Raw genomic sequence first — 24,194 nt, 5'->3', positions numbered from 1 at the left:
GCGTTTTTCATGTCACGAAGGTCCACTCATGCCCCGCTATACCCCCGCCGAGATCGAAGCCCGCTGGCAGCAAGCCTGGGAAAAGGATGGCGTCTTTCAGGCCGTTCGCAACGCTGACAAGCCGAAATACTATGTGCTTGAGATGTTCCCCTACCCCTCGGGCCGTATCCACATGGGCCATGTGCGAAACTACACGATGGGTGACGTGATCGCGCGCTACAAGATTGCCACCGGGCACAACGTGCTGCACCCGATGGGTTGGGACGCCTTTGGCATGCCCGCCGAGAACGCCGCCATGGCCATCGGCGGCCACCCGGCGGATTGGACCTATGCCAATATCGCCGAGATGAAGAAGCAAATGAAACCTCTGGGCCTGTCGATCGACTGGTCGCGTGAGATCGCCACCTGCCACCCCGGTTACTACGGTCAACAGCAGGCGTTGTTTCTCGACTTCCTCAAAGAGGGTCTGGTCTACCGCAAAAACGCCGTGGTGAACTGGGACCCGGTCGATATGACCGTGCTGGCCAACGAGCAGGTCGAGAACGGCTGCGGCTGGCGCTCTGGTGCGCCGGTGGAGCGGCGTGAGCTGACCCAGTGGTTCTTCAAGATTTCCGATCACTCCGAAGAGTTGCTCTCTGCGCTCGACAGTCTCGACAACTGGCCCGCCAAGGTAAAGCTGATGCAGGCCAACTGGATTGGCAAATCGCGCGGCTTGCAGTTTGCCTTCTCGACCATTGAAGCGCCCGAGGGTTTTGACCGGATCGAAGTCTACACCACCCGCCCCGACACACTGCTGGGCGCTTCCTTTGTCGGCATCTCGCCCGACCACCCGCTGGCCAAAACGCTGGAACGCGACGATGAAGCCGTCGCCGCCTTCTGCGCCGAATGCCGCAAGGGCGGCACCACCGAGGAGGCGATCGAGACCGCCGAGAAGCTGGGCTATGACACCGGCATCCGCGTGCGCCACCCCTTCGACACGGCGCATGAACTGCCGGTCTATATCGCCAACTTCATCCTGATGGATTATGGCACCGGCGCGATCTTTGGCTGTCCGGGCCACGACCAGCGCGATTTCGATTTCGCCAGCAAATACGACCTGCCGATCATCTCGACCTTCCTGCCTTCGGAAGATGCCTCTCCCAAACTGGCCGAGGCCTATGTGCCGCAGAAGTCGGAAAAGGTGTTCTACAACCGTGGCTTTGCGGGCGACCCGTGGCAAACCGGCGAAGACGCCGTCGATGCCGCCATCGCCTTTTGCGAGGGAAACGGCATTGGCCACGGCGTCACCAAATACCGCCTGCGGGACTGGGGCCTCTCGCGCCAGCGCTACTGGGGCTGCCCGATCCCGGTCGTGCATTGCGACGACTGCGGCGTGGTGCCGGAAAAGAAAGAGAACCTGCCAATTGAGCTGCCCTACGATGTCAGCTTTGACACCCCCGGCAACCCGCTCGACCGCCACCCGACATGGCGCAACTGCGCCTGCCCGGCCTGCGGCAAGGACGCGCTGCGCGAGACCGACACGATGGACACGTTCGTCGACAGCTCGTGGTACTACGCCCGCTTCACCGCGCCGCGCGCGGATACCCCGACTGATCTGAAAGACGCGCAATACTGGATGAACGTCGATCAATATATCGGCGGCATTGAGCACGCGATCTTGCACCTGCTCTACGCCCGATTCTTTGCCCGCGCCATGCAGATCACCGGCCACCTGCCCGAAGGAGCAGCCGAGCCCTTCGACGCGCTCTTTACTCAAGGCATGGTGACGCATGAGATCTACCAGACTCGCGACGATAATGGCCGCCCGGTCTATCACCTCCCCGAAGACGTAACGGACGGCAAATTGGCAGACGGCTCCGAGGTGGAAATCATCCCCTCCGCCAAAATGTCGAAGTCCAAGAAAAACGTGGTCGACCCGCTGCACATCATCTCGAACTACGGCGCCGACACCGCGCGTTGGTTCGTTCTGAGCGATTCGCCCCCCGAGCGCGATGTGGAATGGACCGCCAGCGGGGCCGAAGCATCTTACAAGCACCTGTCGCGCGTGTGGAACATCTGCGACCGCGTGAGCGAGATGGACCGCGATGCGACAGGTACAGGCGATGATGATCTGCTGCGCGCCCTGCACAAAACGATCCATGACGTGACGATGGGCGTGGAATCCTTCGGCTTCAACGCCGCAATTGCCAAGCTCTATGCCTTCACCGCGACACTGCAGAAATCCAAGGCAGGCTATGCCGCGCAGCGCGAAGCGATCATGACGCTGGCGCAGTTGATGTCGCCGATGACCCCGCACTTGTCGGAAGACATCTGGGCGCATCAAGGCGGCGAAGGGCTCATCACCAAGGCCCCATGGCCCAAGGCCGACGAGAAGATGCTGGTCGATGACACCGTGACCCTGCCGATCCAAATCAACGGCAAACGCCGGGCGGAAATTCAGGTGCCCGCCGACATGCCCAAGGAAGAGGTTGAAAAAATCGCGCTGGCGCATGAAGCTGTCATTCGAACGCTGGACGGGGCCACACCGAAAAAGGTCATCGTCGTGCCCGGACGGATTGTGAATGTCGTTGCCTAAGCCCGCCCATATGCGCCGCCGCTTCCTGCTGGCCCTGCCCCTGCTGGCGCTCGCCGCCTGCGGGTTCGAGCCGGTCTATGGCCCCGGCGGCGCGGGCACGGCCCTGCAAAACCGCGTGCTGGTCGATGCGCCCGAAGACCGCTTTGGCTATTTTCTGGTACGCGAGGTGGAAAGCCGTTTGGGCCGCGCGGCCACGCCCCGCTGGGGGCTGGCCCTGACCACCACCACAACCGAAGACGGGCTGGCCATCGACAGCGAAGGCAACACCCGGCGCTATAACCTGCTGGGCACCACCTCTTACGCCCTGCGCGACCTCGACAGCGGGCAGATCGTGACCTCGGGCAAGGTCGAAAGCTTTACCGGCTATTCCGCCACCGGCACCACCGTCGCCACCCGCGCCGCCGAGTTGGACGCGCAGGAACGCCTGATGGTGATTCTGGCCGATCTCGTCGTGAGCCGTCTTTACGCAGCTGACCTGCCGCAATGAAGCTCACCCCGCGCGAGGCGAAACCCTATTTCGCGCGGCCTGATCCCGCGCGGACGGGGCTATTGATCTACGGCAGCGATGCCATGCGCGTGGCGCTGAAACGGCAGGAATTCCTGAAAAACCTGCTCGGCGCCAATGCCGAAGAGGAAATGCGCCTCAGCCGGATGCCCGCAGGTGAATTGCGCCGCGATCCGGCGATGCTGTTGGACGCGATCAAGGCGGTCGGGTTCTTCCCCGGCCCACGTGCCGCACTGGTGGAAGAGGCGAATGACAATATCGCCAAAATCCTGCTCGACGCGCTGAAAGACTGGCAGCCGGGCGATGCGCAGATCATCCTCACGGCGGGCGATCTAAAGAAAACCTCCAAGGTGCTTAAAGCCTTTGAGAGCCACCCCAACGCCTATGCCACCGCGATCTATGACAATCCGCCCGACCGGGCCGAGATTGAGCAGATGCTAAAGGATGCGGGCCTCACACCCGAAGCCGACGCGATGGCCGCGCTCAGCGATCTGGCCCGCACGCTTGATCCGGGCGATTTCCGCCAAACGCTAGAGAAGATCACACTCTACAAACTGGGGGATAGCACCCCCATCGGTTTGGAAGACATCGCCGCCTGCGCCCCCACCTCGACCGAGGCCGAGGTGGACGACATCCTGCATGTGGTGGCCGAAACCCGCGCCGCCGAGATCGGCCCGGTAATGAGCAAGCTGCAAGGCCAAGGCGTGAACCCGGTGACGCTGACCATCATGGCCACCCGACATTTCCGCACCCTTTACCGCATCGCCGCCAACCCCGGCGCGCCGATCTATGGCGTGCGTGACCGCGACCGCGCGATGCGGCAGGCCCGCAACTGGGGCGCGGTGAAGCTGGAAACCGCGCTTGCGGTGCTCACTGAGACCGACCTCAAGCTGCGCTCTGCCGGGCAGCACGCCCCGGCGCTGGCTTTGGTCGAGCGTGCCTTTATCCGTCTGGCGATGCTGGGCGCACAACGTTGATTTTGGGAGAGGAAATTCAATGTATACAGTCATCGGCGGCACCAAATCGCGCGCGTTTCGCGTTATGTGGATGCTCGAAGAATTAGGCCAACCCTACACGTTGAACCCCGCCGCGCCGCGGTCCGAAGAGGCGCGCAAATACAACCCGTCAGGCAAGATCCCCGCGCTTGTGGATGGCGAAGAGGTACTGACCGATTCTATCGCGATCATGACATATCTGGCCGACAAACACGGGGCACTCACCGCCCCCGCAGGCACCCCCGAACGCGCACGGCAGGATGCGATGACCTTTTGGCTGATCGACGAATTCGACGCCGTGCTTTGGGCGGCGGCGAAACACAGCTTTGTTTTCCCCGAAGAGGCGCGTGTGCCCGCTATCAAAGATAGCCTTAAGGCCGAGTTTGATCGCGCGGCCAAGGGACTTTCGGATCGTCTAGAAGGCCCATTCCTGATGGGCGATGAGATCACCGTCCCCGACTTGCTGGCCGTACATTGCATCAACTGGTCGATCGGCGCGAAATTCCCGCGTGTGGATGACAAGCTGAACCTCTGGGCGAAATCCCTGCGCGAACGCCCCGCTTTCGTCGCGGCGATGGCCAAAGAAAACGGTTAACGCCGCGCCCATTCCACAGCATGGCGGCCCGCCCAATGGCCGGTCGCCAGACAGCCGTTGATCAGATAACCGCCCGTAGGCGCCTCCCAATCCAGCATTTCCCCGGCGGCAAAGACGCCCGGTAAGTCGCGCAGCATCAGCCCCGTATTGAGCGCATCTAATCGCATCCCCCCCGCCGTCGAAATCGCCTCATCCATCGGGCGCAGTCCGGCGTGGGCGATGGGCAGGTTCTTTAGCAAGGCGGCCAGAGCTTCGGCATCCTGCGGCAGCGGGCGCGCCATTTCTTGGAGCAACGCGATCTGCGCGGGGGTAAGTTTCAGACGCTTGCGGAGGTGGTTCGCCTGACTGTCCTTGCCGCGCGGTTTCGCCAGACGCGCCGCCACGTCGCCAATCTGCAAGTCCGGCAACAGATCAAGCGCCAACCCATGTCCTTCACGCAGCCCGCGCGAAACGGAATAGATGCCACCACCCTCCAACCCTTTGGCTGAGATCACCGCCTCCCCGCGTGAGTGGTAGGGGCCGGCAGACCATGCCACCCCTTTCAGCGCAGCGCCGAAATGGCGGGTCATATGCGGCGACCAATCGACCAGCAGACCGACATTGGCCGGAGCAAAATCGCGCAGGGCCACGCCGCGCTCGGCCAGCAGGGGCGCCCATGCCCCCGTCGCGCCAAGCCGTTTCCAACTTGCGCCGCCGAGGGCGAGTACAGTTACATCTGCTTCAATCTGCTCAGGTCCCTCTGGCGTGTTGAAAACAAGTGCATCGCCCTCCCAGCCCTGCCATTGCCAGCGGGTATTGATCTGCACGCCACGCTCGGTCAAGCGTGCCAACCACGCGCGCAACAGCGGTGAGGCCTTCATCGCACGGGGAAAGACCCGCCCGGTCGAGCCGGTAAAAACCTCCTGTCCCAAGCCTTCGGTCCAATCCTGCACCGCTTGGCCATCAAACGCCTCAAGCACCGGACGCAGAACGGGGCTTGCCTCCTGAAAGGCTGCGAGGAACGGATCGAACGGCTCTGCCTTGGTCAAGTTCAGCCCGGATTTGCCCGCCATCAGGAACTTGCGTCCTACCGAAGGCTTTGCTTCGCAAAGCGTCACCGACAGCCCTGCATCCGCCATGACCTCTGCCGCCATCAACCCGGCGGGGCCGCCTCCGATAACCAGCGCGCTCTTCATCGACGGGTTTGCGGATCGAAGACGCCGCCCTCTGGCGCGCACATATCTTTGATCCCACTGGCGATCTCGGCGGGTGCTGCAAGCGTATCAGCGGCGAGCTGAGCGGCGTGGGTAAGCAGGTCGTCCCCTTCAACGATGCGGTCGATCAGGCCAAAGGCCAGCGCTTCTTCTGCCGTGATCTTCTGCCCGCCCATCAACATCAGCTTGGTTCGCGCAGGCCCAATGAGCGCCGCCATCCGCGCCGGATCCGAGGGCTGCGGCAGAAAGCCAAGCTTCATCACCGGATAGAAAAACTTAGCCCCCGGGACCGCGATGCGCAGATCACAAGCCAGCGCCATGCCCATTGCGCCCCCGGCCAGCGTGCCATTCAAGGCGGCGATGCTTAGCCCCGGCAGTGCTGCCACCGCGCCCGAAAGGCGCTCCCAAACATCCGACTTGGCCAATCCCGCGCGGGCTTCGTCCAGATCGGCACCAGCGCTGAACACCTTGCCGCGCCCCGTTAGGATCACTGCACGGGCGGTTTGCGCCGCCTCCATGATCTCGGCCAGCTCGACCAACATAGCATGGGTCAGGGAATTGGCCTTGTCGGGACGGTTGACCGTGACGGTCCAGATGTCGCCTGCGCGGTCGAGCTCGATCATATGAGGCCCACCGCCCTGCGGATGTCTTCGTCACGGAGCGAAATCTCATCGCCCAAGAAACGATCCGCCTCTGGGCCACACATCCACAGAAGGGTACGCGCAGGCCAGTCGGCGGGAATATGTACGTCCCAGTCAAGCTGGCTTACCGGGTTCACGCCGCTTTGCTTGATGTCGCGCTGCATGTCGGTAGCAACGGTGCCGGGCGACAGACCGATGGCGCGGATGCCGTTGCCGCCCTCTTCGTGGTGCAAACATTGGGTCATCATGTTCGCCGCAGCCTTGGAGGCGCAGTAGTGGCTCCATGCCTCGACCGGACCATGGGCCGCCCCGGACGAGATCGTAAGGATCGTGCCACCGCCCCCGTCTTTCATCACCGGAAGGGCCGCGCGCATCCCGTGGAAGACGCCGGTCACATTGATGTCGATGGCCTTGGCCCACTCGGCCGGATCGGCTTCGGCCAAAAGTGAGATCGGGTCGATGACGCCGGCGTTGTTAATCAAGACATCAAGCCCACCAAACGCCTGCCGCGTTGTTTCCACCGCCGAGGACATCTCGTTATAGCGGGTCACATCGCAAGGGATGGCGATGGCCTGTTTGCCCAACTCCCCCGCCAGATCGGCGATGGCATCCTGACTGCGTGCAAGCAGGGCCACATTGCCACCCGCCTTGGCGAAGACCCGCGCGGCCGCAGCGCCGATGCCCCGGCTGGCGCCGGTAATCATGATCGTCTTGCCTGTCATATCCATGTGATGATCCTTCCGCTAACTTTGTCATTGCTTAAGTGCTGTGGTAATCCGCCGATCAATCAGGGTCCAGCCTCGCGTGGCTTGACCCTGCGCGGGGATTGGCAGACTCTGCGCTTAACTCATTGCCGAAAAGGATTTTCCGATGTCCCGCATTCCCACAGCATCGCTGTTTCTCTCCCTCCCGGTTACGCTGGCATCGACGGCCCTTTGGGCCGATCTGACCCCGGCAGAAGTCTGGGGCGATTGGCGCCAATATATGGAGAGCATGGGCTATCAGGTCGAAGCCCAAGAGGCCACGGAAGGGGATGACCTTACCGTAAGCGACGTAACCCTGAAAATGGAAATGGCCGAAGACGGCGGGGATTTCTCCATGTCGCTCGGCACGCTGAACTTTGAACAAGAGACCGACGGCGCGGTTAACATCCTTATGCCTGATGTCATGCCGATGACCATCAACGTCGCCCCCGAAACACCCGAGGATGAGCCGGTGTCGATGGTGCTGAACTACGCCCAGACCGCCCCGGTGATGCGTGCCAGCGGCAGCCCCGATGCGCTGCAATATGACTATGCGGCTGAGACGATCTCGCTCACGCTGGCGGGTCTGAAGGTTGGCGAGCAAAGCTACACCGAAGAGCAGGCCAAGTTCAGCCTTACCGGGAGCGGCGTCAGCAGCCGGACTGAAATGAGCGGCACCGAGACGCGCAGCTATGATCAATCGGGCCGCATCGACAGCCTGACGTATGACGTGGTGATGAAGACCCCCGATGATCCCGCGCGCGTCGCGATGAAAGGTGGTTTGGCGCAGGTTGTCTTTGACGGCAGCGGCGCATTGCCGATGATCGACGCGGGTTCGGACATGGCCGCGATGATGCGCGCGGGCCTGACCTTTGACGGTAACTTTACCGCTGGGGCGGGCAACACCGAGATGGAAGTTTCAGACCCCGAAAATGGCGATTTCGGCCTGATCAGCAGTTCTTCGGGCGCGAAGCTGGGTGTCAGTATGGGGCCAGAGGGGCTTGCCTATAAAGGCGGCCAGAAGGACATCGATGTAAATGTCACCGCCGCCGACATGCCCTTCCCAATCCAGTTCAGCATGGCCGAAAGCGCCTTTGACATGAAGATGCCGATCATGGTGACTGATGAGCCGCAAGACTTCGCCTTCGGCGTCACGCTCGACAGTTTTGAAATGTCGGACATGATCTGGGGCATCTTTGACCCCACCGGCCAACTGCCCCGCGATCCGGCGACATTGGTCGTAGATATTTCGGGCAAGGCCAAGATGCTGTTTGAATTGCTGGACCCCGAAGTCGCATCCACCATGGGCGATCAAGCACCGGCAGAGGTTCACGAATTGACTGTGAATGAGGTCACGCTGGACCTTGCTGGCGCTGAATTCGACGCGACAGGCGCCATCACATTCGACAACGACGGTATGAGCGGCGCCCCCGGCATGCCCCAACCCGTCGGCACGTTGGACCTGTCGCTGATCGGCGGCGTGACACTGCTCGATAAACTGGTGACAATGGGTCTGGTCCCGCAAGAGCAGGCAATGGGCGCGCGGATGATGATGGGTCTCTTTACCGTACCGGGCGACGGCGAAGATTCCTTGACCTCAAAGATTGAGTTTACCGAAGACGGCGGCATCCTCGCCAATGGTCAGCAGATCAAATAACCCCACAGCGCGGGTTTTCCCCGCGCTCTCCCAACTGGGAAAATACAGTGTTGCCCTTGCCCCCTGCGGGGCGGGGGATTACCCCTTTTGCAACCCAAGCGGAGCCAAACCATGCCAGAAGCCCTTGATGCATTGACCAAGTCCCTTTTGCAGGCGGCCACAAATGCCGGTGCAGATGCGGCCGATGCAATGGCGATCACGGCAAGCTCTGTCTCGATCGAGGTGCGCGGCGGGGCACTGGAACAGGCCGAGCGCTCCGAAGGGACAGACATCGGGCTGCGGGTTTTTGTCGGGCACCGCTCGGCCAATGTTTCGGCCTCTGACACATCGTCGCGCACGATTGAGGAAATGGCCGAACGCGCCGTCGCCATGGCCCGCGAAGCGCCCGAAGACCCCTATTCGGGGTTGGCCGATCCGGATCAACTCTCTGCCCGCCGCGATGCCGAAGGGCTGGAACTTTATGACGCGACGCCTGAACCTTCCCCCGAAACGCTGCAAGATGACGCCGCCCGCGCAGAAGCCGCCGCTTTGGCCGTCAAAGGCGTAAGCCAAGTACAATCTGCAGGCGCAGGTTATGGCGCACAAGAAATCTACCTCGCCGCGACCAATGGATTCGAAGGCGGCTATGCCCGCAGCGAACGCGGCCTGTCCTGTGTGGCCATCGCAGGCAGCGGCACGGGGATGGAACGGGACTATGACGGCGACAGCCGCATCTTTCAGGCCGATCTGCGCGATGCCGGGGACATCGGTACACGTGCAGGCGAACGCGCGCTGGCGCGGCTTGATGCGCGCAAACCACCGACCGGCAGCTATCCAGTGCTGTTTGACGAACGTATCGCCGCGTCGCTGATTGGCCATTTGCTGGGTGCGATCAACGGTCAGGCGATTTCGCGCGGTGCATCGTTCCTGCGCGATGCAATGGGTGAACAGGTGCTTCCCGCAGGCTTGTCGCTGATCGAAGACCCGACCCGCATCCGCGCCACTGGCTCTCGCCCATTCGATGCCGAAGGGCTGCCGACCAAGCAGCGTGCTATTGTCGAAAAAGGCATCCTCCAAGGTTGGACGCTGGATTTGGCCACCGCCCGCAAGCTAGAGCTTGCCCCCACGGGCAACGCCGCGCGCGGGCCCGGTTCTGGCCCGCAACCGTCAAACTGGAACATCGCGCTGACGCAAGGGAACACCAGCCGCGACGATCTGATCGCTGAGATGGGCACCGGGCTGTTGGTGACCTCTATGATAGGCAGCACTATCAATCCCAATACGGGCGACTATTCGCGCGGGGCTTCGGGCCTGTGGGTCGAAAATGGTGAGATCACCCATGCGATCAACGAATGCACCATCGCGGGCAATCTGCGTGACATGCTGCGGGCGATGATCCCTGCCAATGATGCGCGCACGCATCTCAGCCGCGTCGTGCCCTCGCTGCTGGTGCCGGGAATGACCCTTGCCGGTGCCTGAGGACGACCTCACCCTTTTGATCGACGCCGCCCTTAAGGCGGGTGCAGTGGCGCGCGGCTTTGTCGGGGCCACGGCCAAACGCTGGGATAAGCCCGATAACGCAGGCCCGGTGACCGAAGCCGATCTGGCCGTGAACGATCTGCTACTGGCGGAACTGCGGGGCGCACGGCCCGACTATGGCTGGCTGTCTGAGGAGACTGAGGACAATACCGACCGGCTGGGGCATGAACGGGTCTTTATCATCGACCCGATCGATGGCACCCGCAGTTTTGTCGAAGGCTCCGACACATGGGCGCATTCGCTGGCCGTGGCTAAGCAAGGTGAAGTGACGGCGGCGGTGGTCTATCTGCCGATGCGCGATATGCTCTATGCTGCCAGTCGTGGCGGAGGCGCCACGCTCAACGGTGCGCCGATCCGCACATCTGAAATCAGCAATTTGGCCGAGGCGACCGTGCTCGCCGCGCGGCCCGCGCTCGTGGCCGAACGCTGGCACGGGGGGGCGCCGCCCGTTTTCAAGCGCAGCTACCGCCCCTCGCTTGCTTACCGCATGGCGCTGGTGGCCGATGCGTCTTTTGACGCGATGATCACCCTGCGCCGCACTTGGGAATGGGACATCGCCGCAGGCACCCTGATCGTGGCCGAAGCAGGCGGCACCTGTGCCACTTCGACTGGCGCGCCGCTGCAGTTCAACAACCCCGATCCGCGTGTGGACGGCATCGTTGCGGGTGGCCCTGCGGTACACCGCGCGTTGATCGACGCCCTTGCGTGACCAGCCCCATCTGCTAGGCACTATGCGCAGTACCGCAGCTTTGACAGATCAAAGGACAGCCTCATGACCCAACGCCTGCACCTTGTTTTCGGCGGCGAACTTATTGACCCGACCAAGAATGCGTTCAAGAACGTTGACGACATCCATGTCGTCGGGATTTTCCCCGATTACGCCACCGCCTATGATGCGTGGAAATCCGAAGCACATCGCACCGTGGACAACGCCCATATGCGTTATTTCATCGCGCATCTGCATCGCCTGCGCGACGAGGAAAAACCCGCTTCTCCCACCGAAGAACTGGACTAAATCACAATGGCGGCCCGGTCGCTGGGGCTGACGGCCTATCGGGCGCTTGTGCGCCGTGGCGGGACCGAGAGCGAAACGCCCTATGCACCGCGCCCACAAGGTGAATTGGTCTGGATGCATGCCGCAGAGGCGGGCAATGTGTTGGCCGTGCTGGACCTTGCCAAACGGTTGATGACGATGCGCGACCGTGTGGCCGTGCTGGTGACCTTGCCCGAAAGCGCCGCAGCTCATGACATACCAACGACCGAGACGCGCGATCTTTTTGTCATCCAAACCCCTAGCGAGCATCCCGAGGATGTAGGGCGCTTTCTTGAGCACTGGCGGCCGGATTTCTGCCTTTGGACATGGGGCGCGCTGAGGCCCAACCTTGTGTTGGAAACTTCGGCACGCGGCTGTGCTATGGTGATGATCGACGCCGACAGCGCGGCTTTCGATGGTCGCCGCCACCGCTGGCTGCCCGATGTGACCCGAAAATTGCTCGCCACATTTGAATATGTCTTTGCCCGCTCTGACACTGCCCTGCGCCGCCTTGTGAACCTAGGCCTGCCCCGCGCTAAGGGAGAGGCGACCTCGGCGCTGTTGGCGGGCGGTCAGGCGCTGCGCTGTGCGGATACAGATCTTGCCGATATGTCGGCCTGCCTTGTCGGGCGCCCGGTTTGGTATGCCACGCAGGTGCTGCCCGAAGAAATTCCCGTCGTACTTGCCGCGCACCGCCAAGCGCTGCGCCTATCGCATCGGTTGCTCTTGATCCTGCACACACATGACTACGCTACCGCGGATCAAGCCTATGAACGCGCCCGTGCGCGTAGGTTCACCACGATACGCTGGGGGGATGATCCCTACCCCGATGAGACGACGCAAGTCATGGTGGTCGATGATCCCGGCGACCGGGGACTGTTCTTTCGTGTGGCGCCGGTGTCTTTCCTTGGGTCATCGCTGGTCTCGGGCCACGGTGGCTGCGACCCGTTTGAGGCAGCAGCGCTCGGTTCAGCTGTGCTTTATGGCCCTAAGGTGCGCAACTATCTGCCTTCCTACGGGCGGCTTGCCACGGCGGGGGCCGCGCGGATCGTCAATGATGCGGGCGCGCTTGGCAATGCGGTGTCGCGGCTGATCGCGCCGGATCAGGCGGCGACCATGGCCCATGCGGGCTGGGACGTGATCAGCGAAGGGGCCGAACTGGCCGACCGGGTGATTGAATTGATCCAAGACCGTCTTGATGAAAAAGCGGGGGAGCTTGATGCGCGCACCTGAGTTCTGGCACCTGCCCCGCCCCGATTGGCGCGCGCGCTTGTTGCAGCCACTGGGCGCGGTCTACGCCACGGCCACCGCGCGGCGGTTGGCCAGCGGGGTGCCGTTGCGTTTGGGCATTCCGGTGATCTGTATCGGCAATATCAATGCAGGCGGCACGGGCAAGACACCCACAGTGATGGCGGTGCTCCAATATCTGCTAGAGCGCGGCCACCGCCCGCATGTCCTTTCACGCGGCTACGGCGGCACGCTGGAAGGGCCGGTGCGGGTGGATCCTGCACGGCACAGCGCGGGCGAGGTGGGGGATGAACCGCTGCTGCTGGCCGCGTTCGCGGATGTCTGGGTTGCCCGTGATCGTGCTGCGGGCGCGCAGGCGGCAGAGGCGGCGGGCGCCAGTGTCGTAGTCCTTGATGACGGCTTCCAAAACCCCGCGCTGGTGCAGGATCTTAGCATCGTTGTGGTGGATGCGGTCAAAGGTTTCGGCAACGGCCTGTGCCTGCCCGCCGGGCCGCTGCGCGAGCCTGTCGCAGCGGGGCTGGCGCGGGCCGATCTTTTGATCTCTATCGGGGATGAGGCGGCGCAGGCGCGCTTTGCGAAACGACTGCCTAAGACGGACCTGCCCCACGCTCGTGCCGAACTCGCACCGCTGCAAACCGGGATGGATTGGTCGGATTCCCAAGTGCTCGCCTTTGCAGGCATCGGCCACCCTGAGAAATTCTTTGCAACGCTGCGCGGGCTGGGGGCTACGATCCTCCACGCCGAGGCGCTGGAGGATCACCAGCCGCTGACGCCACGGCTGATGCTCCGGCTAGAGACCGAAGCCGCGATGCGCGGCGCCCAGCTTGTTACCACTGAAAAGGACGCGGTACGCCTGCCGATGGAGTTCCGCGCCAAAGTGCTGACCCTGCCGGTGCGCCTGTCCCTGCCCGAGGGCAACGCGCTGCATGCAGCGCTGGACAGGCTGCCACCGCTTTAGGCCTTGTTGTCTTCGCCCAGTTTCGGCGCGGGCCGGTGCAGCGAAAGCTCGGCCCCCGAAAAGGTGAAGGGCGACCGCAGCCCCGGCACGCCGTCGAGGTCAATCTGCATGCCGCGTGCAATGACATGCGGATCGGCCATGACATCTGACATATCGTTGATCGGCCCGGCAGGCACGCCATGCGCCTCACAGGCAGCGAGCAGATCATCACGGCTGCGCAGACGGGTGGCCCCGGTCAAGCGGCGGATCATCTCGGGCCGGTTGGCGACCCGGTCGGCGTTCTTGAGGTAATCGGACGCCGTGGCCATGTCATCGAGGCCCAGCAACTGGCACAGGCGCTGATATTGCCCGTCATTGCCCGTGGCGATGATGAGATGGCCGTCGGAACACTCAAACACCTCATAGGGTGTCAGGTTGGGATGCGCGTTGCCCATCCGCGTCGGCGCCTTGCCGGTGGTGAGATAGTTCATCGCCTGATTGCCGGTGATCGCCACGGCGCAGTCAAGCAGTGCCATGTCGATATGCTGGCCGACGCCGGTTTGGTGACGCTGATGCACAGCCGCCAGAATCGCGGTGCTGGCATAGACCCCGGTAAAGATATCGGTGATCGCCATGCCGGATTTCTGCGGCTGGCCGTCCGGTTCGCCAGTGATCGACATCAGGCCCGACATGCCTTGAATGATGAAATCATAGCCCGCGCGGTGGGCGTAGGGGCCGGTATGGCCGAACCCCGTGATCGAACAATAGATCAGTTTTGGGAACTGGGCAGACAGGCTGGCATAATCTAACCCGTATTTCGCCAATCCCCCGGTTTTGAAATTCTCAATCACGATGTCTGCGTCGGCCAAGAGTTCCTTGACCTGCGCCTGCCCTTCTTCAGTCCGGAAATCCACGGTGACCGAGGCTTTGCCCCGGTTGGTGGAGTGGAAATAGGAAGCGGTGACATCCTCGTCCCGGGTGACGAAGGGCGGGCCCCATTGGCGGGTGTCATCCCCCGCCGGGCTTTCCACTTTGATCACCTCGCATCCGAGGTCCGACAGTGTCTGACCGGCCCAAGGGCCAGCCAGAACACGCGCCAATTCGACGACTTTCAGTCCTGCAAGCGGAGCGGTCATTAGCCAGCCAGCGCTGTGTCGAGGATCTCTTTCATGTCGGCATAGGACATGTTCGAGTGTTTCTTGCCGTCGATGACGAAGCTCGGTGTGCTAGAGATGTCATCCTCTTTGGAGTTCTCGGTGTACCATGCCACCAGCGCCTCGGCTTTTTCACCGTCTTTCAGGCATTCGTCCAACATCTCGTTATCAAGGCCAGCCAGACGGCCGATCTTGCGCAATTCGTCAACGATGGCCGCAGGTTCGCCCGCTCGGGTCCACTCGCTTTGCGATTTGTAGATCAGGTCGGCGATGCCAAAGAATTTTTCTTGCCCGCCGCAGCGCGCCACCATGGAGGCCCAGAGGCCGTAGCGGTCGAAATAGACTTCGCGATAAATGAATTTCACTTTGCCGCTGTCGATGTAATCGGCCTTCAGCTTTTTGAAGGTATCGTTGTGGAAGGTCGCACAATGCGGGCAGGTGAAGGAGGCGTATTCGATCATCGTGACCGGCGCGTTTTCGTCGCCCATGACCATCTCGGTGATGCCGGAGGTATCCACGTCGCCCTCGGTCGTTTGCGCGTTCGCGGCACCAACGAAAGGTGTCAGCGCGGTGCTGCCAAGGGGGGAAGAGCCGAAGCTGCTTGCGGCAAACCAGCCACCGACGCCGAGTGTGGCGAGACCGCCAAGGATTACGTTTCTGCGATTCATGAGATGTTCCTTTGTCTGTTACGTCAGCTTTAGGTTGGTCAGCTTTGGTTCTTGTTCAATATGTTCTCGCCCAGACGTGCAAGGGCTGCGCGCAGCCCTTCGTCGGCCACGGGCTGGGCGGCTTCGGCTGCTTTGCGTTGCAACGCGGGGGTCGGGCTGGGTTTTTCGGCCTTGGGTTTATGGTCAAACGCCACCTGCCCTTCGGCAAAGCCGGTCGCCGCCGTCTGGGTGATCCGTACCCGCGCGATGGCGTTATAGCCATAGACCGCGTTGACCCGCGCGCGCAGTTGCTCTTTTTGCATCTCCAGCATGGGCGCATTGGCCCCGGTGGTCAGCAGGGTCAGCGTGGCACCGATGCCTTCCTTGCGGCCATAGCTGACCTCAACCGGGCGCGAGATGGCGGCAGTTGCTTCGCCCGCGATCTCGGTCCAATGGGTCAGCAGACGCGATTGCGCGAAGCCACGGGTCTCGCTCGCCTTGCGAATCTGCTGCGAGAGCAGGCTGTCGGTGCGTTTGAACCCTTTTGTAGTCGTACGACGTGGCGGCATGGCTTTGTTTCCCGAATATGCTGACATACATAACCATTTGCCCCCGCGTCACCAGCCCCTGCCCTGTGGAAAGGCCTAAACATTGCGTGAGAAGACATCCGTCAGCAAGCTGCCGCCGATCCTGCTAGAGTGGTACGACACCCATGCCCGCGCCCTGCCGTGGCGGGTGCCGCCGCACGACCGGATGGCCGGGGTCATGCCCGACCCCTACCGCATCTGGCTGAGCGAGGTCATGTTGCAGCAGACCACCGTGGCCACGGTAAAGGACTATTTCGCACGGTTCACCGCCCGCTGGCCGGATGTAGGCGCGCTGGCCGCCGCCGAAGATGCCGATGTGATGGCCGAATGGGCCGGGCTTGGCTATTACGCCCGCGCCCGCAACCTGTTGAAATGCGCGCGTGCAGTGGTGGCAGAGCATGGTGGCAACTTCCCGGCGGATCACGACGCGCTGCTGAAACTGCCGGGGATCGGGCCTTATACGGCGGCGGCGATCTCCTCCATTGCGTTCGATCTGCCCCACGCGGTGCTTGATGGCAATGTCGAGCGGGTGATGGCGCGGGTCTATGACATCCACACGCCCCTGCCCGCGGCCAAGCCCGAGTTGATGGTGCGGGCCGTCGCGCTGACCCCGCAGGACCGGCCCGGAGACTATGCCCAAGCCGTGATGGATCTGGGCGCAACGATCTGCACGCCAAAGTCCCCCGCCTGCGGCATCTGCCCGTGGCGCGAGCCCTGCGTCGCGCGGGCAGAAGGCACAGCGGTGCTCTTGCCTAAGAAGACGCCGAAAAAGCCGAAACCCATCCGCCACGGCACCGTCTATCTGGCGCAGCGCGAGGATGGCGCGTGGCTGCTTGAGACTCGGCCCGACAAAGGGCTGCTTGGCGGGATGCTCGGTTGGCCCGGTTCCGACTGGGTCGATACGGCAGAGCCGCGGCCCGAAGGCACGCCGCCGCTGGCCGCCGATTGGCAGCCCCTGCCCGGTGAGGTGCGCCATACATTCACCCATTTTCACCTGATGCTGACCGTACAGCACGCGCGGGTCGGCCATGATACTGCGCCAAATGTCGGCGAATTCATCGGCCAAAACCAGTTCAGCCCCAGCGATCTGCCCACTGTGATGCGCAAGGCTTTTGATCTGACCCGCTAGCGCCGCGTCAGGCTTTGTACCCCCGGCGATCTGCGGTATATCTGGCGGGCAACAATGAGGTGCCCCATGCCGAACCGCATCATCGCCCCACAAGACCTTGCCCGCCTCAGCCGCGCCTTGCCGTTTTGGCTGTCGCTGCTGCTGATCCCGCTGGCGTGGTTTTGTGCCCTGCAGGGCGGATGGGCCATCGCACTGCTGCCGTTGGTGACGTGGTATCTCTTTTCCCTGCTCGACGCGGTGCTGGGGCTGAACCTCGACAACGCTGATCTGGAAGCGACCGACGATGACCTTTACTGGTATCGTCTTGTCACGCTGATCTGGACGCCACTGCAATTCCTGACCGTCTTTGGCCTGATCTATTACGCCACGCGCGCCGCGCATCTGGACACGGCAGAGCGTATTTTCCTGTTCTTTGGCGTCGGCGTCATCACCGGCACCATCGGGATTAATTACAGCCATGAGTTGATGCACCAGCGGAATAGGACCGAACGGCGGCTGGCGGATTTCCTGCTGGCCATGGTCCTCTATTCGCATTTTCGGTCGGAACATCTGCTGGTGCACCACCGCCATGTCGGCACCCCGCGCGACACGGTGACGGCGCGCTATAACGAAGGGTTCCACCGCTTCTACCCCCGCGTGCTGCGCGAGTCGCTGACCTCGGCCTTTCATGCCGAAAAGAACATGCTGGCGCGCAAGGGGCTGCCTTGGACCGATCCGGGCAATCCGTTTTTCAAATACTGGGCGCTGCAAGCCGCCTTCTTGTTGCTGGCGCTGGTGCTGGGCGGATGGAGTGGCTTGGGCCTGTTCCTCGTGCAGGCCGGGGTCGCGATCTGGCAGCTGGAGCTGGTCAATTACATCGAACACTACGGGCTGACGCGCAAACATCTGGGCGGTAGCAAGTATGAACATGTCCAGCCGCGCCATTCTTGGAACGCAGCGCATAGGGCGTCGAACTGGCTGCTGATCAACCTGCAACGCCATTCCGATCACCACTACAAACCCGACCGCCGTTTCCCGGTCTTGCAGACCTATGGCACGGGCGACGCGCCGCAGTTGCCCTATGGCTATCCGGTGATGACCATGGCCGCGATGGTCCCCCCGCTGTGGCGGCGCATCATGAACCCCCGCGTGCGCAAATGGCGCGAGATGTACTACCCTGAGATCACCGACTGGAAAGCCTACAACAAGGCCAGCAATCCCCTGCCCCGGCTTTAGGCAGCGATTGTTACCAGTGGAGTGGGCGGGTGCATTAAGTCCGGCCACAAAAAAACCCCGCCAAGCGGCGGGGTCAAGGTAGGCCCCCGTGTGGATGCCCCTCACGCAGAGGGGCCACGGGCGCCGGCGGTGTTCGATTATTCGGAGTGGATCAGTTCGCCATTTCAGCTCTGATCTGCTGACGCAGAATGTCGATGGGGACATTCTTGCCGTCTTTCTTGTAGCACCAATAGGTCCAACCATTGCAGCTTGGCGCTTTCTCATAGGCCGCGCCCACCTGATGGATCGACCCTTTGACATCGCTGCCAATGAGGGTGCCATCGGCACGGACCTTGGCCTTGTGGCGGCCATTCATGGAATAGAGGTTCTCGCCCGGGCGCAGCATGCCACGCTCGACCAACTGGCCGAAGGGCACGCGCGGCTCGGCACGTTTGGAGGTGGTGGTTTGCAGCGCCTCGTTGTCGAATTTGCGCACCATCGAGATGCGTTTCTCGGCAACCTTGCGGTAAGCTTCCTCGCGTTCGATGCCGATAAAATCACGGCCCAACATCTTGGCGACAGCGCCGGTGGTGCCGGTGCCAAAGAACGGATCAAGAATCACATCGCCGGGGTTGGTCGAGCCAACGAGGACCCGGTGCAGCAGGCTTTCGGGCTTTTGCGTCGGATGCGCCTTGTCTCCCGCCTCGTCTTTCAATCGCTCATGGCCGGTGCAAATCGGCAGCACCCAATCACTGCGCATCTGGATGCCTTCGTTTAGCGCCTTCAGCGCTTCGTAGTTAAAGGTGTATTTGCTGTTCTCGCTTTTGCCGGCCCAAATCATCGTTTCATGGGCATTGGTAAAGCGCTTGCCGCGGAAGTTCGGCATCGGGTTGGACTTGCGCCAAACCACATCATTGAGGATCCAGAAACCTTGATCCTGCAACGCTGCACCAACGCGGAAGATGTTGTGATAGCTACCGATCACCCAGATCGCGCCATCGGGTTTCAGCAAACGCCGCGCGGCTTTGAGCCATGCGCGGGTAAAATCGTCATAGGCTTTGAAGCTGGCGAATTGGTCCCATTCGTCATCAACTGCATCGACCTTGGAGTTGTCGGGGCGATGCAAATCACCTCGCAACTGCAAGTTGTAGGGCGGATCCGCGAAGATCAGATCCACCGACTCTGCTGGAAGGGCGTTCATTGCCTCAATGCAATCGCCCGCAACAATAGTGTTCAAGGGAAGCGCCGCAGCGCCCTTTGTCATCGTTTTCATATCTCTGCCTCATTACCCGGCGCTTAAGCGCTCATTGGTTGTGGATAAAATGGGCCATCAGAGATTCGTGGTCAATTTCTTTTTTGAATCAATCGGTTAACAAATTAGCTTGATACAAGATATTGTGTATAGGTTTGAACAAACGTCTATGGTGTGGGGTAACACCAAGATCGCGCAGTGCAGCCATGTGGCTTTTCGATCCGTAGCCCATATTGGTTTCCCAGCCATATCCGGGATGCTGTTGCGCCAAGTCCACCATGAGTCTATCGCGCACGGTTTTGGCAACGATGGAAGCTGCCGAAATGGACAGGCAGCGCGCGTCCCCTTTCACCACAGGTTGCGCAGGCAGCGCCAGATCGCGCGGAAGCATATTGCCATCGATCAATGCGTAATCCGCAACGCAGGCCAATCCGGCGAGTGCGCGGGTCATCGCCAGATGGCTGGCACGCAAGATGTTGTGTTCTTCGATCTCTTCGACGGTGGCATGGGCCACGCAAACGACAGCCACCGACATGATCTCATCATAGAGCCGTTCTCGGGCGCGGGCGGTCAGCTTTTTGGAATCATTCAATCCCTCGGGGATCTGCCCTTCGGTAAAGACCACGGCGGCGGCGGTGACCGGCCCGGCCAGCGGGCCGCGACCCACTTCGTCCACCCCGGCGATGGTGCGAAAGCCGCGGGCAGCCGCGCCGCGTTCAAATTCAAAGTCAGGTATCATAGGGCGAGGTGAAACCGCATGCGCAGAAAAGGTGCAACAAAAAAGAGAAAGGGGAGGCGCCCGAACACCCCCCCTTTCAACACCCGAGCGACAGGGACGTGCCGCTCGGTCAAGGCACGCCGGATTTACCGACGGGCCAAGCTGTAACCCGAGTCGCGCAGGCAGCGGGCATCATACCCGTAGCGTGCGCCGTCCGCCGTCTTCACGCGCTTGGCGCAATAGTTGGGCAGACGGTCGACTTGGGCGTAATTCTTTTCAAGGCAGGGCTCACCGAACATCATCACCTTGCCGTCTTCGCCGTTAAAGCTGCGGAAGCACTGCTGCGGCAGCAACTTGCGGTCCACCCGGTCAGGCAGGGGGCGCACTTCGCGCTTGGGCGACGTCCGGGTAGTGCGGCGCGGCTGCGGGCGCGGATCAACATAGGGGCGCAAACGGGGCCGCTCGGAAACCGTGGGGTAATAGCGTGGCGCTTCATAAACCGGAGCGGCACGACGGCGGGTCACGGTCTCGCGTTCTTTGCGATCTTTGTTATTGTCGTAGATCATCTTGCCCACGATCGCGACGCCCGCAATCGCGGCGAGGGTGCGCAGCACTTCCTTTTCATCGGCAGCGGCGTCGCGGGCACCAAAAGCGGTGATGGCAACCGACAGAGCGGCGATGGTAGCAATGAACTTGCGGTACATGGGTCTGGTCCCTTCTTGTTATCGGCGCGGTGTCCTGCGCCCTTTGTCGTCTGCGGCCAACGCTCGGGGGCCGTGTCTGAGTTTTCGTGTCTGTTGATGCCAGCAAATTGGGGAGAGGGCCAAAGACAGGCAATAACAGGGGGGCGTTATCGAATAACAAGCGGCCAAAAACACCTTAGTTATTGAATATCAGCGGGCAAACGCGCATTAAAAACGTATGAAAAACGCATGTTTCACCCTGATGACCGCGCTGGCGGTCACTGTGGCCCTGCCCGCGATGGCAGCTGCTGGCTGCTATGCTGATTATAAGGCCAAGCAAGACAATCCGCTGCGCCTCCATTATGGGGTGGCGCAGATTAATGATGCCTGCGATGCCGCCGGTGCCAAGGCCGAACTTACGCCACGCCTTGCGGCAGAGGGCTGGACATTGTTGAATATCCTCTCCGTATTCGGCGACGAAGGTCTGGATCAAAGGAAAGACAGTGCAGGAAAATTCCACCTCCGCTTCTGACATGCGCAGATTTGGCGGGCGTTTCGTGGGCGGTGGCATTGCCGCTGTCGTGCTGGTGTTGCTGGCCGGGGCGGCATTGCTGATCTGGGCCCTGCCCGATGCCAATGCCTTTAACGCGCGGGTTGAGCGGATTTTCATCGAGAATGACGATCTGACCACCCAAGCCGAGATCAAGCTGCTCGAAATTCTCGCTCAATCTGGCACCGCATTTTCTGAGACATTGGCCAGCTATCGCATTGTGATCGTGGTCTTGCTGGTCTTTGCCAGCGCCATGCTGATCGCGGCGATGGTGTTTCTGATCATGCTCATCGGGTTTAACCGCCGCATGGCGCAGATTGAGCGGACCGGCATTCAGGTGTCTTCGCTGCTTATCAGCCGCGAGGAAAACACCGTTTACCTCAACAACCTCGGTTTCAAACTGACTGGTGCCGCGATGGAGACGATGTCGGTCCTTGCCGAAGCGCGCATGGATGATGATGTGCTGTCAGGCTCTGAGATTGAAGGCATGATATCAGGCCGCAGCCCTGCCGATTGCGATGAAGCCGCCGGTGCCACGCGGATCAAACGTCTGCGCGACACGCTGGGCAATCAATTGGTGTCGGAGTTGTTGGTCAAGAACATCGCCCGGCGCGGCTATATGCTGGCGATCGACAAGGACGTTATCAAGGTTCTTTAACGCCTGCTCAGCATTGCTCTGTACGGCCTGCGCGCGGCTGGCTCTAGCCAACGCTGCGCAGGCACGTTAAATGGCGTCAAATTAAATTGGACAGACTGGAGTAATCAAATGGGTTATCGCGTCGCCATCGTTGGCGCCACAGGCAATGTGGGCCGTGAAATGTTGAACATTTTGGCCGAGCGTCAGTTCCCCGTGGATGAGATTGTGGCTCTGGCGAGCCGCCGTTCACTGGGCTCGGAGATCAGCTTTGGGGATAAAACCCTGAAGTCCAAAGACCTCGACACCTTTGACTTCACTGGCTGGGACATCGCCCTTTTCGCCGTAGGCTCCGAAGCAACCAAGAAATACGCCCCTGCCGCCGCCAAAGCGGGCTGCGTCGTGATCGATAACTCTTCGCTCTACCGCTATGACAGCGAAGTTCCGTTGATCGTGCCAGAGGTGAACCCCGAAGACGTGCACGGCTATGCAAAGAAGAACATCATCGCCAACCCCAACTGCTCGACCGCGCAGATGGTCGTGGCGCTGAAGCCGCTGCATGACCGCGCCAAGATCAAGCGCGTTGTCGTCTCCACTTACCAGTCGGTTTCCGGCGCGGGCAAGGAAGGCATTGATGAACTTTGGGACCAGACCAAGAGCATCTACAACCCGACCGACGACAAGCCTGCGACCAAGTTCACCAAGCAGATCGCTTTCAACGTAATTCCGCATATCGACGTTTTCCTCGAAGACGGCTCGACCAAGGAAGAATGGAAGATGGTCGCCGAGACTAAGAAGATCATCGACACCAGCATCAAGGTCACCGCGACCTGCGTGCGCGTCCCGGTTTTCGTAGGCCACGCCGAAGCGATCAACATTGAGTTCGAAGACCATCTGGACGAAGCCGAAGCCCGCGACATTTTGCGCGAAGCGCCGGGCATCATGGTGATCGACAAGCGCGAAGACGGTGGCTACGTCACCCCCGTCGAATGTGTCGGCGACTTTGCCACTTTCATCAGCCGCATCCGTCAGGACAGCACCATCGACAACGGTCTGAACCTCTGGTGCGTCAGCGACAACCTGCGCAAGGGTGCCGCCCTGAACGCCGTACAGATCGCCGAACTGCTAGGCCGCGAAGTGCTGAAAAAGGGCTGAAAAAGGGCTGAAGCTCAGCCGCAGTTCTGGAATAAGAAAGGGGGCCATTCGGCCCCCTTTTTCGTCTCTGCCTCATGCATCTGCGATGGGCTTAAACCGGCTCGAACATCTTTGCCTTGGCGTCGTAATACTCCAAGCTCCCCTCGCCGATGTCGGTCCACAGGCCGTGCAAGCTCAGGGTGCCATCTTCGACCTTTTCCTTGATCCACGGGAAGGTCATCAGGTTCTCAAGCGAGGTCATGACCGCCTGCCGTTCAAGCTGAAGCTGTTGCTCTGCCGGGTCTTCGACCTGCTCAACCATTTCATACTTTGGGCGTAGCAGGTCCATCCAGCGGCCGACGAAACTGTCTTGGTTCTCAAGCTCGGGCGCTTTGCCCTGACACATCTGGATACAACCCGCCACGCCACCACAGCTGGAATGCCCCAGCACGATCAAATGCGCGACCTTCAGCGCGTTAACGGCATATTCCACCGCCGCCGAGGTCCCGTGCTGTTTGCCATCTGGCTCATAAGGCGGGACGAGGTTGGCGATATTGCGGTGAATAAAGAATTCCCCCTGATCGGCCCCAAAAATCGAAGTCACATGCACGCGGCTGTCACAGCAAGAGATTACCATCGCACGCGGGCGCTGCCCCTCGGCGGCCAATCGGCGGTACCAAGTTTGGTTCTCGGCATAGCCGGTCGCCTTCCACCCTTGATAGCGTTGCAACAGATACGACGGCAGAGCCTTGGCCTTGTCCATGTGTAAACGTCCCTTAATGCATGAAGCGGTTTCAGCGCAGATAGCGCAAATGCCATGCTAATTCGAGAGAAAAGACTCCGCCATCGCAACCCTTTGCACACCATCTTGC

General features: G+C 61.3%; 25 protein-coding genes. 15 read left to right on the top strand and 10 right to left on the bottom strand.

Annotation, left to right across the window (positions count from 1 at the left end; all coding sequences use genetic code 11):
- Positions 1 to 28 precede the first annotated feature (28 nt).
- Genes leuS through DSM110093_RS02200 form a run of 4 tightly spaced genes read left to right on the top strand, consistent with a single transcriptional unit; the run spans position 29 to position 4,670 of the window.
- Entirely contained in the window at positions 29 to 2,575 is a 2,547-nt protein-coding gene (leuS, locus tag DSM110093_RS02215) for a leucine--tRNA ligase (RefSeq protein WP_243266512.1), read from the top strand.
- The gene (gene lptE, locus DSM110093_RS02210; RefSeq protein ID WP_243266511.1) at positions 2,562 to 3,062 is read left to right on the top strand and encodes an LPS assembly lipoprotein LptE; all 501 of its coding nucleotides are present in this window, start codon (positions 2,562 to 2,564) and stop codon (positions 3,060 to 3,062) included. Before leuS ends, lptE begins: the two co-directional genes overlap by 14 nt.
- Positions 3,059 to 4,057 carry a DNA polymerase III subunit delta gene (gene holA / locus DSM110093_RS02205; RefSeq protein ID WP_243266510.1) on the top strand — a complete coding sequence of 333 codons (999 nt, stop codon included), beginning with the start codon at positions 3,059 to 3,061 and terminating at the stop codon, positions 4,055 to 4,057. Before lptE ends, holA begins: the two co-directional genes overlap by 4 nt.
- A gap of 19 nt (positions 4,058 to 4,076) precedes the next feature.
- Complete coding sequence (locus DSM110093_RS02200; protein ID WP_243266509.1) at positions 4,077 to 4,670, top strand: glutathione S-transferase; 594 nt, start codon at positions 4,077 to 4,079, stop codon at positions 4,668 to 4,670.
- Here DSM110093_RS02200 and DSM110093_RS02195 read toward each other — a convergent pair.
- The 3 genes from DSM110093_RS02195 to DSM110093_RS02185 are packed head-to-tail and all read right to left on the bottom strand — an operon-like array spanning position 4,667 to position 7,232.
- A complete protein-coding gene (locus DSM110093_RS02195) occupies positions 4,667 to 5,845 on the bottom strand; it encodes a TIGR03862 family flavoprotein (protein WP_243266508.1) in 1,179 nt (392 codons plus the stop codon). The genes DSM110093_RS02200 and DSM110093_RS02195 overlap by 4 nt on opposite strands.
- Positions 5,842 to 6,486 (bottom strand): enoyl-CoA hydratase/isomerase family protein, encoded by a 645-nt coding sequence (locus tag DSM110093_RS02190; RefSeq protein WP_243266507.1) that lies wholly within the window; start codon positions 6,484 to 6,486, stop codon positions 5,842 to 5,844. Before DSM110093_RS02190 ends, DSM110093_RS02195 begins: the two co-directional genes overlap by 4 nt.
- Positions 6,483 to 7,232: an SDR family oxidoreductase gene (locus tag DSM110093_RS02185; protein ID WP_243266506.1), complete on the bottom strand. Its 750-nt coding sequence runs from the start codon at positions 7,230 to 7,232 to the stop codon at positions 6,483 to 6,485. Before DSM110093_RS02185 ends, DSM110093_RS02190 begins: the two co-directional genes overlap by 4 nt.
- A gap of 142 nt (positions 7,233 to 7,374) precedes the next feature.
- Between DSM110093_RS02185 and DSM110093_RS02180 the strand changes: the two genes are divergently transcribed.
- From DSM110093_RS02180 to lpxK, 6 genes are all read left to right on the top strand, one after another.
- Complete coding sequence (locus tag DSM110093_RS02180; RefSeq protein WP_243266505.1) at positions 7,375 to 8,904, top strand: DUF2125 domain-containing protein; 1,530 nt, start codon at positions 7,375 to 7,377, stop codon at positions 8,902 to 8,904.
- 111 nt (positions 8,905 to 9,015) lie between these two features.
- Positions 9,016 to 10,362, top strand: coding sequence for a TldD/PmbA family protein (locus DSM110093_RS02175; protein WP_243266504.1), 1,347 nt, complete (start codon positions 9,016 to 9,018; stop codon positions 10,360 to 10,362).
- Positions 10,355 to 11,131, top strand: coding sequence for a 3'(2'),5'-bisphosphate nucleotidase CysQ (locus DSM110093_RS02170; RefSeq protein ID WP_243267653.1), 777 nt, complete (start codon positions 10,355 to 10,357; stop codon positions 11,129 to 11,131). Before DSM110093_RS02175 ends, DSM110093_RS02170 begins: the two co-directional genes overlap by 8 nt.
- Before the next feature lie 63 nt (positions 11,132 to 11,194).
- Positions 11,195 to 11,437, top strand: a complete 243-nt coding sequence (locus tag DSM110093_RS02165; protein ID WP_243266503.1) for a DUF4170 domain-containing protein — start codon at positions 11,195 to 11,197, stop codon at positions 11,435 to 11,437.
- A 6-nt stretch (positions 11,438 to 11,443) separates the two neighbouring features.
- On the top strand, positions 11,444 to 12,688 hold the full coding sequence (locus tag DSM110093_RS02160; protein WP_243266502.1) for a glycosyltransferase N-terminal domain-containing protein: 1,245 nt from the start codon (positions 11,444 to 11,446) through the stop codon (positions 12,686 to 12,688).
- Complete coding sequence (gene lpxK / locus DSM110093_RS02155; RefSeq protein WP_243266501.1) at positions 12,675 to 13,661, top strand: tetraacyldisaccharide 4'-kinase; 987 nt, start codon at positions 12,675 to 12,677, stop codon at positions 13,659 to 13,661. Before DSM110093_RS02160 ends, lpxK begins: the two co-directional genes overlap by 14 nt.
- Here the strand turns inward: lpxK and DSM110093_RS02150 are convergent.
- The 3 genes from DSM110093_RS02150 to DSM110093_RS02140 are packed head-to-tail and all read right to left on the bottom strand — an operon-like array spanning position 13,658 to position 16,010.
- On the bottom strand, positions 13,658 to 14,776 hold the full coding sequence (locus DSM110093_RS02150; RefSeq protein ID WP_243266500.1) for a CaiB/BaiF CoA-transferase family protein: 1,119 nt from the start codon (positions 14,774 to 14,776) through the stop codon (positions 13,658 to 13,660). The two genes, lpxK and DSM110093_RS02150, sit on opposite strands and share 4 nt — an antisense overlap.
- Positions 14,776 to 15,462: a DsbA family protein gene (locus DSM110093_RS02145; protein ID WP_243266499.1), complete on the bottom strand. Its 687-nt coding sequence runs from the start codon at positions 15,460 to 15,462 to the stop codon at positions 14,776 to 14,778. The genes DSM110093_RS02150 and DSM110093_RS02145 overlap by 1 nt, the downstream gene beginning before the upstream one ends.
- A gap of 38 nt (positions 15,463 to 15,500) precedes the next feature.
- Positions 15,501 to 16,010, bottom strand: coding sequence for a DciA family protein (locus DSM110093_RS02140; RefSeq protein ID WP_243266498.1), 510 nt, complete (start codon positions 16,008 to 16,010; stop codon positions 15,501 to 15,503).
- A gap of 82 nt (positions 16,011 to 16,092) precedes the next feature.
- On the opposite strand from DSM110093_RS02140, the gene DSM110093_RS02135 reads away from it, so the two are divergent.
- Both DSM110093_RS02135 and DSM110093_RS02130 read left to right on the top strand, forming a co-directional pair.
- Positions 16,093 to 17,157: an A/G-specific adenine glycosylase gene (locus DSM110093_RS02135; RefSeq protein WP_243266497.1), complete on the top strand. Its 1,065-nt coding sequence runs from the start codon at positions 16,093 to 16,095 to the stop codon at positions 17,155 to 17,157.
- A 66-nt stretch (positions 17,158 to 17,223) separates the two neighbouring features.
- Positions 17,224 to 18,372: an alkane 1-monooxygenase gene (locus DSM110093_RS02130; RefSeq protein WP_243266496.1), complete on the top strand. Its 1,149-nt coding sequence runs from the start codon at positions 17,224 to 17,226 to the stop codon at positions 18,370 to 18,372.
- A gap of 151 nt (positions 18,373 to 18,523) precedes the next feature.
- Here the strand turns inward: DSM110093_RS02130 and DSM110093_RS02125 are convergent, their stop codons facing one another.
- The 3 genes from DSM110093_RS02125 to DSM110093_RS02115 form a co-directional block, all read right to left on the bottom strand.
- Positions 18,524 to 19,624 (bottom strand): site-specific DNA-methyltransferase, encoded by a 1,101-nt coding sequence (locus tag DSM110093_RS02125; protein WP_067916247.1) that lies wholly within the window; start codon positions 19,622 to 19,624, stop codon positions 18,524 to 18,526.
- An 88-nt stretch (positions 19,625 to 19,712) separates the two neighbouring features.
- A complete protein-coding gene (locus DSM110093_RS02120) occupies positions 19,713 to 20,342 on the bottom strand; it encodes a ribonuclease HII (RefSeq protein ID WP_243266495.1) in 630 nt (209 codons plus the stop codon).
- Between the two features lie 125 nt (positions 20,343 to 20,467).
- A complete protein-coding gene (locus DSM110093_RS02115) occupies positions 20,468 to 21,025 on the bottom strand; it encodes a hypothetical protein (protein WP_243266494.1) in 558 nt (185 codons plus the stop codon).
- A 217-nt stretch (positions 21,026 to 21,242) separates the two neighbouring features.
- Between DSM110093_RS02115 and DSM110093_RS02110 the strand changes: the two genes are divergently transcribed.
- The 3 genes from DSM110093_RS02110 (at position 21,243) to DSM110093_RS02100 (ending at position 23,343) form a co-directional block, all read left to right on the top strand.
- Positions 21,243 to 21,536: a hypothetical protein gene (locus tag DSM110093_RS02110; protein ID WP_243266493.1), complete on the top strand. Its 294-nt coding sequence runs from the start codon at positions 21,243 to 21,245 to the stop codon at positions 21,534 to 21,536.
- A gap of 1 nt (position 21,537) precedes the next feature.
- Positions 21,538 to 22,212 (top strand): hypothetical protein, encoded by a 675-nt coding sequence (locus DSM110093_RS02105; RefSeq protein ID WP_243267652.1) that lies wholly within the window; start codon positions 21,538 to 21,540, stop codon positions 22,210 to 22,212.
- Between the two features lie 108 nt (positions 22,213 to 22,320).
- Entirely contained in the window at positions 22,321 to 23,343 is a 1,023-nt protein-coding gene (locus DSM110093_RS02100) for an aspartate-semialdehyde dehydrogenase (protein WP_243266492.1), read from the top strand.
- A 91-nt stretch (positions 23,344 to 23,434) separates the two neighbouring features.
- Here the strand turns inward: DSM110093_RS02100 and DSM110093_RS02095 are convergent, their stop codons facing one another.
- Positions 23,435 to 24,085: a carbonic anhydrase gene (locus DSM110093_RS02095; RefSeq protein ID WP_243266491.1), complete on the bottom strand. Its 651-nt coding sequence runs from the start codon at positions 24,083 to 24,085 to the stop codon at positions 23,435 to 23,437.
- Between the last annotated feature and the right edge of the window lie 109 nt (positions 24,086 to 24,194).

Origin of the sequence: Sulfitobacter sp. DSM 110093, assembly GCF_022788715.1 — a bacterium.
GTDB lineage: Bacteria > Pseudomonadota > Alphaproteobacteria > Rhodobacterales > Rhodobacteraceae > Sulfitobacter.
The sequence above is the reverse complement of the archived record's forward strand: the minus strand, read 5'-3'. Positions and strand labels throughout refer to the sequence as shown.